This window comes from Paenibacillus sp. FSL P4-0081 (assembly GCF_000758565.1).
GTDB lineage: Bacteria > Bacillota > Bacilli > Paenibacillales > Paenibacillaceae > Paenibacillus_AQ > Paenibacillus_AQ phytohabitans.
Window position 1 is genome coordinate 4,438,184 of record NZ_CP009280.1, and the last position, 12,396, is coordinate 4,450,579.

Here is a 12,396-nt window from a genome sequence, read left to right on the forward strand (position 1 = left end):
CAGCTTATTTGAAATCAAAAACTCTGGCATTGTTCTTTCTGTTCCTGTATTTCACAAAATGATTGATGTCATCGATTTGGAAATACAGATTTCTTTTATAGAGATAGCTCATCTCTTTGCCCGGCGGATCGCCGAAGGAATGGCCCGGGAAAACCCGCACATGTGCCGGAATCAGCCGGATCAGCCGGTGGATGCTGTAATACATATCCTCTGCCGAGCCCCCCTCGCTGTCGCATAAGCCGCAGCCTTCGATAAATACCGTATCCCCGGAGAAAAGGTTGTCTTCGCCCCAGTAGCAGACACTTCCCTGCGTATGCCCTGGAGTCACCAGACAAGTAATTTGGGTGTCCCCGATACGTATCCGGTCCATGTCTTCAACGGTTCTGAGCCGGGTGCAGCGGTATCTGTAGTAGTCCGCCTCTGTTCTGGAAATATAGACCGACGGATGATAGAGCATTTCCAGTTTTTTGACCATATTGGTGTGATCGAAATGAGAATGCGTCAGCAGTACAGCCTCCAGGGATGCGCCCTGCTTCTCCAAAATCTGGATCATTTGCGATACATCCCAGGATGGATCAACAACAAAAGCTTTACGGGAGGTCTTGTCAATTCCGAGATAAGCGTAGTTAGAAAAAGTCATACACTGCGTTTTGATGGTAAACAGATCATACGTTGCTTCCATGTCCGCCTCCTCGAAAATCTGGTTTGTCATATTTCCACAATTTTCTTTATGAATCTACTAAATTATCATCTACGATTTCCTTCAATGTCAATGAATGTTTATGCTGTATAATGTTAAAATTAGTATCATATTTTTGAATTTTTACCTTTTGTGCGCTGCAACAAGAACACAGTCGGCCATAAAGCGCCGTTCATCGTCGCCAGGGAAGACCTGAATGTCCAGATAACCGGCGTCCACGAATACTTTTTGCCAGGCATACGGGTCAATAATCGGAGATTTATCGCGCAGGCTCCGGTCCTCGAACATCCACCAGCCTTCGGCCAGCCCCCAGACCATATCCACCCAGCGCAGGCGTTTGCAGGCCTCAATCAGCAGCATCAGACCATCCGGCACAAGCAGCTGCCGCAAATTGGCCAGCGTTCCGCCGATATCCTTAGTGGCATGGACCACATTCAGCCCGAGCACAACATCAAAGCTGTGCAGTGCCAGGCCCTGCTCTGCCGGATTTTTGCTGATATCAAAAGTCTTAAAGCGCAGGGAAGTGAATTCGGGCTCATCCTTCGCCTTGTTAATAAAATATTCGCCGATATCGGTGAAATAGTAGTTCACATTCGGGAGTTCTGCCAGATCCAGCAGCTGCCGGGTCAGGAGTCCGGTTCCGCCGCCGACCTCAAGAATATTGAGCGGTCTACCGCCTCCGTCCCTGGCGATCAGCATGGAGAGAATATCATGCACCACCCGGGCATAGACCCGTTCCCTGCCATGCTCCACGGTATCCCGGTTGCTCCGCTCCAGGGCGTCCGAGCTGCCCTTAGGGAACAGCACGCTGACAGGAGGGACCCGTCCGCTGAGCGCATCCTTATAATTGCCGGTGCAATAATCCAGGAACTGGAGCATCCCCCGGAACTCAGGGAAATCGTGCAGACAGGCCTCATACAGCTCCTGCGGCTGCGGAATCTCCGCTTCGGCCTTGATGAATTTGACGCGGCTGTTCAGCAGCTTCACCACGCCGTCTTCCGCCAGCATATCGATCATGCAGTCCAGCAGCTTGGTATATCCGGGAAGGATCTTCAGCCTCTTCACCCACTCAGTCCGGTCATGAATCGTACCGGGAGTGGTGTCGAGACCGCACTGCCTGATATAACGGTAGGCATAGCTCATGCACAGCTCATTCAGACGCTCTTCCAGTCCCCCGTAGCCTTCGATTCCCCGTATGTCCAGCTCTGATCTGCACAATTGCTCAGCATCCAGAATTTGCGCGTAGCTGACCCGCAGGCTGAAGGGTTCAGCCTCCGGCCGGAAGATGAACTCTTCCATCGCCCGGTGCAGCTGCTCATGATGCGTCATGAACAGGAAGTGGGCGGCGTCTTCTATTTCAACGCAGCGGGCCCCCGGAATTGCAACTGCCATTTCTTTGGATTGCCGGGTATTGATGATGGTGTCTTTTTTGCCGTATACGATCAGTACAGGCACCTGAATGCGGCCGATCAGCTGGATGGTCGAGTAGCTTTTGTGATTGCCGGGCAGATAATATTCCATGTACTTCGTGAAAATCTGCTTGTTGATGCTCTTCCCGTATTCCATTAGCTCCAGGGAATCCAGCCCCCGCTCGACTGCTTCAAGATCCTTCTTCATCGCTGCGTCGGCATTCATTTGCGGGTTCTCATTGACGATTTCATAGATGGAGCTGACCAGGATCAGGCTGGAAACCCGCTCCGGATACTCCACGCTGAACGTTTGCCCGACGAGTCCCCCCCAGGAAATGCCTACAAAATCCACCGGCCCGCTCACTCCCAGATTGTCCAGCACATCCGCAATCACCTTGACCCTGTGCTCCAGCGAGTAATTGTCGATATCCTCGCTGAGTCCGCAGCCCGGATTATGGATACTGATGACCCGGCAGCGGCTTGAGAAATAATCGAGCTGATGCAGAATCATCGGCGAAGCCATACCCACACCTCCGACAATGACCAGCGGCTTCCCCTGACCGGAGATTACTACCTCCATCTTCTGACCGGCCGAGGTATTCACCAGCAGCTGGATGTATTTGTGCGCGACTCTATCCAGCTCAGCTGTGGACAGCGGAGGATAACCCGTCCCGGGAGCATTGATGGAGGAGTCGGCAAGCTTGCTCCAGAAGTCGAGAATAAAGGTATCCGCACTGTTGACCAGCCACAGGGAATCCTGCCGGGAAGGGGTGAGTTCCCCTGGCTCAGCGTGGCTTTGAGAAAGCAGGTGACCCGTTGGCTGTACAGCAGGCTCCTCACTGAAGCTGACGTCTGCACCGGAGGTTTGGGTCAGCAGGAACCCGGTTAAGGTGTGGATTGTGCTGTATTCAAAGAAGACATCCAGGGGAAAGCTGAATCCCAGCTTCTCCGTCAGATAGCTGTGAAAGGCCGTGAAGCTGATGGAATCAAACCCAAAGCTTTTCCAGTCGGCATCCGGGTGGATTTTGCCCGCCGGTACCTTAAGCAGCGTGGCTACTCCCTCCACCAGGAGCTTGTTCAATTGCGAGCCCAAATCCTGCCGGTCCGCAGGAGCCGCGATTAGCGGCTCCTCCTGGATCGGCGGCTGCGGCTGATGCTGTGGCTGGCCTGCAGGACGCTGACTGTTCTCCCTGATAATCTTCAATGCTTCCTCCGGAGACATTTGCTGGTTCTCCACCAGCTTTAACAACTGCATTCTTGAATAGGTGCTCATTCCAAGAGATCCCCCACTAACAGATTTAAGTTCTCGGCGCTTATTTCCCCTTTGTGTACCTTGTTCAGCCACAGCAGCAGCTGATCGTCATCCAGAACAACCGGCTCTTCTTCCGCATGTGCTTCTGCTGCCGGAGCATGAGCCGGGCTTAGGGCAGATTCTGGCGCGCTTATGCGGTCCGGTCCGGGCAGCCAGTATCTTTCCTCATCAAAGGCATACTCGGGAAGCGGCGTCTTGCGCAGCGGCTGCGGGTACCAGGCCGTCCAGTCGATGGCAACGCCCTGGACCCATAGCTGGGCAATCTTGTCCAGCTTCTCTCCCAGCAGCAGCTCATTCATGAACAAGCGGCTCTCCTCGCCGTCGAACAGCTTGCTGAGCGCCGAGCGCTGGCTGCTCTGTCCTTCATATATTTCCACCTGATCCTGCTGCCCGGACAGGTACATTCCCAGCTTCCCGTGAAGCATGCTCAGGCTGTCGGCCACAATGGCCAGCCGTTCCGTCATTTCAGCGCGTCCGGCCTGCAGACTGTAAGCCAGCTGCTCCAGGGTGAGGCTGTCCGGCAGAGCAGTTCCTTCCAGGTGCACTCTACTGCGTCCCGCCGCGTAGTAACTGCTGATCCCCTCGGGATCGTGCTGCAACAGGAACATCACAAGACTATTCAGCGAAGAGAAGCCGTACACTGCGTCCTTGAATTCGAGAGTGAATTTGTCCTTCAGCAATTCCAGCAGCTGCACGTTCTTGACTGCGTCCAGTCCATATTCCTCGAGCTCCGCCGCAGGATCAATGTCCTCACCGTCAAGAACCATCACCTGCCTGAACAAGGCAATGACATCGCGCCGCAGGCTTGTTTCCAGACTGTGGGCGTTGTCCTCCGCAGGAAGGGCCGCCTCTCCCGCAAGGCTGCGGGCGACAAAATCCTGGAGTCTGCGGCTGTTCTCCTTTAGACTGCTTTGGCTTTTGGCAGACAGGATAATGATGTGCCGGGAGCGGCTGTTTGCAGACAGCTCAACCGGCGGATTGCGGTATTCTTCCAGAATGATATGCGCATTGCTTCCGCCTACACCGAAAGCGCTGATGCCCGCCCGGCGCGGAATCTCACTGCCCCGGCTTCCTGCAAGCGGCTTCCATGGGACAGTTTGCCCTGCAATGCTAAGACCGCTGCCTTCCAGCTTGATATAGGGATTCAGCTCCTTGAAGTGAATATTGCCCGGAATCTTCCCGTGCTTCATGGACAGCAGCACTTTGCTTACACCCGCTATGCCTGCCGCCGATTCCAGGTGGCCGATTGCTGTTTTGACCGAGCCGATTACGCATTGCGGCAGCTCTGATTCCGGCTTGCCCCACTCTTGATACAGAGCCTTGAATGCCTTTTTCAGTCCCTCTACTTCAATCGGATCGCCCAGGCTGGTACCTGTTCCGTGCGTCTCAATATAAGTGACCGTGGAAGGGTCTATGCCTGCCCGCTCATGTGCGCGGATAATGACTTCCGCCTGGGATTTGGCATTCGGGGAAGTAATCGAATTCGATTTCCCGCCGTGGTTGACCGCTGTTCCCCGGATCACGCCATGAATATAATCCTTGTCCCTAAGCGCGGCAGACAGCGGCTTAAGCAGCAGCGCCCCTGCCCCTTCGCCTCTCACATACCCGTCGGCGTCCTTGTCGAAGGTCTTGCATTTCCCGTCCTTGCTCAGCATCCCCAGGCTGCTGCCAGCGATGAACAGGTTCGGGCTGGCGATCAGATTGATTCCGCCTGCGACTGCATATGGACAGCCTTCATGCCAGATCGATTCCACCGCCCGGTGGATGGCTACCAGCGAGCTGGAGCAGGCCGTGTCAATCGGATCGCTCGGTCCGCTCCAGTTGAAGAAATAGGAGATCCGGTTCGTCAGCATCGTGCGGGTCAGCGTGGTGGCAATCTCATCCTTCAGCAGCAGCTCCTGATAATCCCCGTTCGATACCCCGATAAACACCGAGGTCCGGGTACCCGACAGCTCCTCCGGCTTGTAGCCCGCATTCTCAAGCGTATGCCATACGGTCTGGAGCATATGTCTTTCCTGCGGGTCCATCTTCTCCGCTTCCACCGGCGAAATGCCGAAGAAGAGAGGATCAAAGGTGTCGATGCGCTTTAGGAAAGCACCGTATTTCACATCGGTTCTGCCCGTCTCCCGGCGCGGGTCGCCGTAGCGGTTCTGCCAGCTCCAGCGGTCTTCAGGAATGGTGGTGACCATGTCCTTCTGTGCTTCCAGATTGGACCAGAACTGCTCCAGATTGTCCGCTCCGGGCATCATCCCGCTCATGCCCACGATAGCGATAGGCTCCCTGGTGTCCGGCAGGGCACCGGTGTTCCGCCCTGATCGATCCGCCAGGTCCGGGAACACGGAGGTATCGGGTTTGCGGTGCAGCAGCCTGAATGCAGTCTCGGGCTGAAGGTATGGGTGCGGTGCTTCAGCTTGCAGAGCCTGAACCGTGAAGCGTTCGCCGCCTCGTTCCGGCGGTGCAAAATGAAGGTCAATCACCGTCCGGTATTCACCGTATATCGCTTCCGCAATGGCAGCTGGAGTAGACTGCTCGAAGAACAGCGTTGGTGTAATCTCCACTCCCAAGGCCCGGTTGATGGCATTCGACAGCTCAGTGAACGAGATCGAATCAAAGCCAAGTTCACTGAGATCGGAATCCCGGCTGACCTCGCTCCGGCTGCTCTTGAGAATATCCGCCATGATGCCGATGAGCGCTTCCTCCAGCTGATGGCTTCGTCCGTTATCCCCAGGCGCAGCGGCCGCAGCGGCGAAACTGCCTTCCGGCTGCCGGCTTTGCCGGCTGGCCTGGCGAAATTGGCCGGTGAAGGTACGGATGAGCTTCTCCCTGTCTCCCGATACCGCCATCACCTGGTCCTCCCGGAAGGACAGGCTGTCTTCCAGGGCCCGCAGTCCCTGTTCATCAGACAGCGCGTTCATCCCAAACTTTGACCAGAGCAATTCCCTGGTAGCGCCGTCCACCTGCATGCCGCCATTCTCCCACAGGGACCAGTTCACTGCGGTATCGCTTCTGCCCCGCTTCTCATTCATCAGCGCTACATAATGATCCAAAAAGCTGTTGGCATAGGCATAATCGCTCTGGCCGATATTTCCGACTAACGCGGTTGAGGAGGAGAAGGGCACGAACAGCAGCTCCGGATTTTCCCGTGACAACGCCCGGTACAGATATACGGTTCCGTATACCTTGGGACTGAGCACATCGGCAATATCCGCCATGTTCTTCTTAACCAGCAGCGAATCCTTGATTACTCCGGCGCAATGAATAACTCCATCCAGCTGGTTAAACAAATTCTTAATCTCCGCTACCGTAAGCTCCACCGCTTTCGCATCGGCCAAATCCATCGAAAGATAGACCGCCTCTGCACCCAGCGACTTCAGCCGCTCAAGCTTGGCCGGGTCACCTTCCGGGCTTCTGCCGCACAGCACCAGGCGCGCCTGGTAATTCTCTGCGAGATGCTCGGCAACCCTATAGCCCAGTCCGCCGAGTCCGCCGACAATCATATAGACACCTCGGGCCTTCAGCCTGCGCGTACGGTCCCGGGGCGGCTGTGCAGGGATTAACTGGCGGGTATATCTGCAGCCCGCTTCATATTTCACCTCATGCTCAGGCTGGCTGCCTGAAAACTCCTGTTCCAGCACATGATTCAACCTGCTGTGATCCTTAATATGGATCAGGCTGCCCTGCAATTTGGGACTCTCCAGCACGGCTGAGCGGAAGAAGCCGGACAATGCACTATAGGCGGCCACCGTTTTCTCATCGCGGTATATGCAGAACAGGCGGACCGGGCTTCGGAACCCGAAGGAAGCCAGCCATTTGGACAGATGGAACACGGGATAGACGTCCTGAGCCACACACTCTCTGACCGTCCGGGCACCTGTGCCGCTAAGCAGATAAACAATCTGCAGCTTCGTATCCTCAGCAATGCCGCAGGCTTCGGCCAGTCTCGTATAACTCTCCGGATCGGCTGGATCAATCTGAAACTGATTAACGGCTAGTGACTTGTACACTGAGCCAAAGCTTACCCGAATGGCAGTGTCCGCAAGTGCATTTGTCAGACTCGCCTCCTTCTCCGCCGAAGCGCCGCCCATGAGCAGCAATTTGGCTCCCGGAGCAGACGGCAGCGCAAGTGGATCTATGGGACTCTCCACCCAGCCCGGGGTCAAATAGACCAGCTCACTTCCGGCGGACTTTGGCTGATGCACTGCTGCGGAGGTTCCCGCCAGCGGGTTCACCTGAAACGGACGGATGGCAAGCTCTTTCATTCTTGAAACCACTTGTCCTGCTTCTGCCACAAAAGCGATATCGAATTTCAGTCCCTGACCCGGCGAACGCTGAACATAGGCGTAGGCGGGCTGAACAGAAGCATCCAGAATTTCGAGCTGTCCCAGCACGAACGGCACAAACAGCACCTGCCGGTCAATCAGCCCGGTCCGGTAGGCAAAAGCCACCGCAGACTGCAAGCCTCCGTCGGTCAGGGTCGGGTGCAGCTGATAATGATCCAATGTGGTCATAAGACGGTCCGGAACAGTCAGCCTGGAGACGGCTTCGGACGGATTGCAGTACAAAGCCTGAATCCCCGAGAACCGGCTGCCCAGCTCAGCGCCCAGGCTGCCCAGCAGCTCATAATAGGCACGCGCTTCCTGCTCCCCGCCGCTGCTTCTGCCGATTATGGCGTTGATATCCAGGCTCTCCTGCCGGAAGTCCCCGGAAGAACCCAGCTCCAGCTTGCCCTGGGCATGCTCCACCCGCTGCCCGCCTTGCTCGGAGTAAATCCTGAAGTCAATCCCTTGGGGTCCGGGCTGCACAGCGGTTCTGACCAGTAACGCTTCCTTGTCCACAAGCACCGGACTCGACCAGACCACATTGCGGATTCCGGTTACAACATGCTTAGGATCGGCCAAGGCTCCGGCTGCCCGGACCATCTCCAGATAGACAACGCCCGGCAGAACATGCCCATGATCAGCCAGATAGAACTCGTCGCCCTGAAAGGTCTTCCCGAACTCCTGTTCATACAGCGTCGACAGGTTGCGGTCGATCAGGGCGTGCAAGGCTGGCTCTGAGGCCACAATCTTGACGGAAGCGGGGTCTGCCTTCTTCAGCGGCATCCAATACCGGGTCTGTGCAAATGGATAGCTCGGCAAGGAAACTCTCGCCGGACGCTGATTCCCATACAACTCGGTCCAGGAAATACTGGCTCCGGCTGTCCAGGCCTTGGCGAGGGTAACGTGATCCGCAGCCGCCAAGGCATGGGCGATAACCGCTTGTGAATAGTCCTCAGCTCCTGTCTCTGGACGGGATTTCTTAACGCTGCCCGTGTACAGGCCGGGTGCTTCGTATCCGCCGCAATAAGCGGCCAGCCTGTCCCGCAACTCCTCCGCAGTGGCTGCGACGATAGCCAGCCGTTCCTCCAGCTCTTCGCGTCCCACCTGGAGCGTGTAGGCGATCCCTCGCATATCTACAGCCTCGGCTAGAGCACCGCGGAAGAGTGCGGCGTATTCGCGCAGCCGGTCACGGTTCTTGGCCGACAGGAGGAATACCACAGGTTCATCCGCAGGTTGCGCATGCGCCGCAGACGGTACATACTCCTCGATGACGGCATGGGCGTTCGTGCCGCCGAAGCCGAAGGAGCTGACACCCGCGCAGCGTGGTAAGGACTGGCCGGACGCGTTCACCTTGGCCTCCCAGGTCTTCGTGCGTTCCAGCACGTAGAACAGGGAGCCTTCCAGTTGAATGTAAGGATTCAGCTCCTTGAAATTCAGGTTACCCGGCAGCTTGTCCCTGGAGAGGGATAGCAGAACCTTAATCACTCCGGCAATACCGGAAGCCGGCTCCAGATGCCCGATGTTCGTCTTGAGCGCGCCGAGACCGATCTGCGGACCGGGGGCCGGAGCCTGTCCCCGGCTCTGGTACAGCTCGGAGAAGGCTTTTTTCAGCCCGTTGATTTCCACCGGGTCGCCCAGCTCCGTTCCCGTTCCATGCGTTTCGATATACGATACCGCAGCCGGATCTACGCCCGCTTCGGTGAAGGCCTGCACCACCAGCTCAGCCTGTGCATCCGGATTGGGAGCGGTAAGGGAATGACCCCGGCCGCCGTGATTCTCGGCTGTGCCTTTAATCACGCCGTAAATGTGATCGCCATCCGCCACGGCCTGATCCAGCGGCTTCAGCACTACGACGCCGACGCCTTCTCCTTTGACATAGCCGTTCGCACTGCGGTCAAAGGTTTTGCACTGCCCCTCCGGTGAGAATACACCCATGACTCCAGCACCTACATAGGTATTGGGATCAAGCATCAGGCTCACCCCGCCTGCCAGCGCAAGGCTGCTCTCGCCGTGCTGAATGGATTTCACCGCCCGGTGCAAGGCTACGAGACTGCTGGAGCAGGCGGTATCAATTGATTCGCTGGGCCCTTTGAAATTAAACAGGTAAGAGACGCGGTTGCTGAGCAAGGCCGTTGCGTTGCCAATGCTGGACTGGGCCTGAATCTTCTCCATATTCGCGGACAATAACTGCTGGTAATCGGTAAATTGTACGCCGGAGAATACGCCCACCGGCTTCCCGGCAAGTGTAGACATTTTATATCCGCTGTCCTCCACCGCTTTCCAGACCGCCTGAATATATAATCTGTGCTGCGGGTCCATCAGCTCCGCTTCGCGGGGCGACAGCTGGAAGAACTTGGCGTCAAAGGTATCATGGCCGCCGATAAAGCCGCCCCAGCGGGAGTTGGTGCGGTTCTCAGCCTGCGGGTCGGTGCTGTAATAGGCCTTCCAGTCCCAGCGGTCTGCAGGAATCTCCCGGATCTGATTCTCCTGGCGCTCGAGGAAATTCCACAGCTCCTCCGCCGTGTCTGCACCCGGCAGCTTGAAGCTCACGCCAATCACCGCCACATCCCGCCGCGCCGTAGCTTCCGGCACGGCCTTTGTGCGGCTGGTCTTGCTGCGGCCGGAGAATTTCTGTGCCAGCGGCAGCAGCGCAGGCGGCTGTACTTCCCCTGCACCAGCTCTCATGGAGCGGGGCAGACCTGCGGGATTTTCCTGCGGAACGGATTGTGCCGCCGGAGCAGATAGTGCAGCAGGATTAATCTGCGGATTAGGCTGGATTGCCTCCTGTGCCGCCAGCGGTGCAATACGTATCTGCTGCTCAAGTGAATCAGTCACAGGAGTCGCCGCAGCATAATGAGCCTGAACCTCCCGGCTGAATTCCTCCAGCAGGAACGGGGTCAGCTCGCTCAGTGTGGTTTTGGCGAAAAAGACAGCCGGAGACAGTTCAATTTCATACAGCTCGCTTAACCCGTCAGCAAATTCCTTCAGTGAAATCGAATCAAAGCCGAAATCGCCCATGTTCTCCTCCGGGTTCAGCCTGCCGGGCTGTGTCTGCAAAATTTGCGCCGCCAGGTGCAGCACATCGCGCATTACCTGTTCTTCCATGGACTCGGTTGTATTCCCCGTATGCTCCTCCAACTTAGCTATTCCTCCTCTGGCCTGCTCGGCCTCCTTCGGCTTCAGCCTCAGCTGCGTTTCCAGCCTTGTTCGTTCCCCGTATACTACTGCAGCTTGCTGCTCCCGGCCTGCCAGGATGGCTTCAAAAGCGTTGATGCCCAGCGCCTCTGATAAATACCCCATTCCGGAAGTCTGCAGATAGAGCTGTTCCCCCTGATTGTCCAGATGCATTCCGCCCGCTTCCCATAGCGGCCAATTCAGGCAGAGGCTTCTGCCCTGCCGTTCGCCCTTCTCGGCCTTTTGCTGCCTGCTGCGGCAAAACCGGTCCAAAAACCGGTTCGCCACGGCGTAATCACATTGTCCGAAATCCCCAAGCAGGGATGAAGTCGAGGAGAAGGCGGCAAAGAAATCCAGCGGCTCCTGCTGTGTGGCTTCATCCAGAGCAGCAATACCCGCGATTTTCGGCTGGAGAATCTCAGTGAAGGCGGCCTTGCTTTTCTGAAAAATAAGCTGATGGCTCGCTTGGCCCGCCGCATGAATCACACCGTTAAGGACTTCGTAATGCTGCTTGGCCAGCCGGACTGCCGAATGCACTTCAGCGGGCTTCGCAATATCGCAGGTCAGATACAGCGCTTCTCCACCGCAGTTACGCAAGGCCGCCAGTTTATCCTCCACTGAGGCTGTAAGCGGACTTCTGCCCAGCAGAACCAGCTTCGCCCCGTAATTCTCCGCAAGATGAGTACTCAGGATCATGCCCAGCGCACCGGCTCCGCCGGAAATCATGTACACGCCGCCTTGCTTCAGCAGAGCAGGCCCGTCTGTCCCCAGGTTAAGCTCGCTGAACTGCTGCTCCAATCGGCAGCCACCCGTATATCTCACTTCATGTGCAAAAGCAAAGCGGGTCAGCAGGCTTTCCTCCCGGATGAGTTCCGCCAGATTCGCTTCTCCATCCTGCAGCCCGATATGAGTGAAGCGAAGACGCGGATATACCCGCTGCAGCGAGCTGCCGTAGGCTCCCAAAGCTTCGATTGCAGGCTGCTCTCCGCCGCCGCTCCGGGAGATGGACAGCCAGCGGATATTAAGCCGCAGCTTCAGGGCATGAAAGGCCTGAACCCAATGAAAAATAGTGAAAATAGCACCGGTATCCGGCGGTGGCATTGAATCATCCGGCGGCGCGGTATTCTTCCAGAGCATCGCCATATAGGCGATTTGCAGGTTGTCCCTGGCAGCTTCAGCCAGCACAGCGGTATAATCCTGTTCCACCGCAGGATTGATCGTGTAAGTATGACCGTCCTGTTTGTGGAAGGTGCTTGCCGCCAGTACGGTAATTACAGTGAAATCCCGGCTGAGTTCCCTCACTGCCGCCTGTCCTTCCCTGTCCTCTGCCTCCATAAACAGGAGCATTGCCTTAGCCTCTTCCTTAGTGGGGATCGCCGGGGCTTGCGGAACGGGGGCGGATTCCGCCCACAGCTCCTGGAAATAGATTAATTCCTTACGGTCTTCCGGTTTGTCCATGCTCATTGTGCTGACCACCAACCT

The 12,396-nt window shown here is 56.6% G+C and carries 3 protein-coding genes; all 3 read right to left on the reverse strand.

Translation table 11 applies throughout. The annotated features are described in order from the left end of the window. Positions 1 to 4: 4 nt before the first annotated feature. On the reverse strand, positions 5 to 682 hold the full coding sequence (locus P40081_RS18920) for an MBL fold metallo-hydrolase (RefSeq protein ID WP_039291928.1): 678 nt from the start codon (positions 680 to 682) through the stop codon (positions 5 to 7). Between the two features lie 141 nt (positions 683 to 823). Next, entirely contained in the window at positions 824 to 3,382 is a 2,559-nt protein-coding gene (locus P40081_RS18925) for an alpha/beta fold hydrolase (protein ID WP_042137632.1), read from the reverse strand. Next, positions 3,379 to 12,378 (reverse strand): SDR family NAD(P)-dependent oxidoreductase, encoded by a 9,000-nt coding sequence (locus P40081_RS18930; protein WP_042137634.1) that lies wholly within the window; start codon positions 12,376 to 12,378, stop codon positions 3,379 to 3,381. The genes P40081_RS18925 and P40081_RS18930 overlap by 4 nt, the downstream gene beginning before the upstream one ends. Between the last annotated feature and the right edge of the window lie 18 nt (positions 12,379 to 12,396).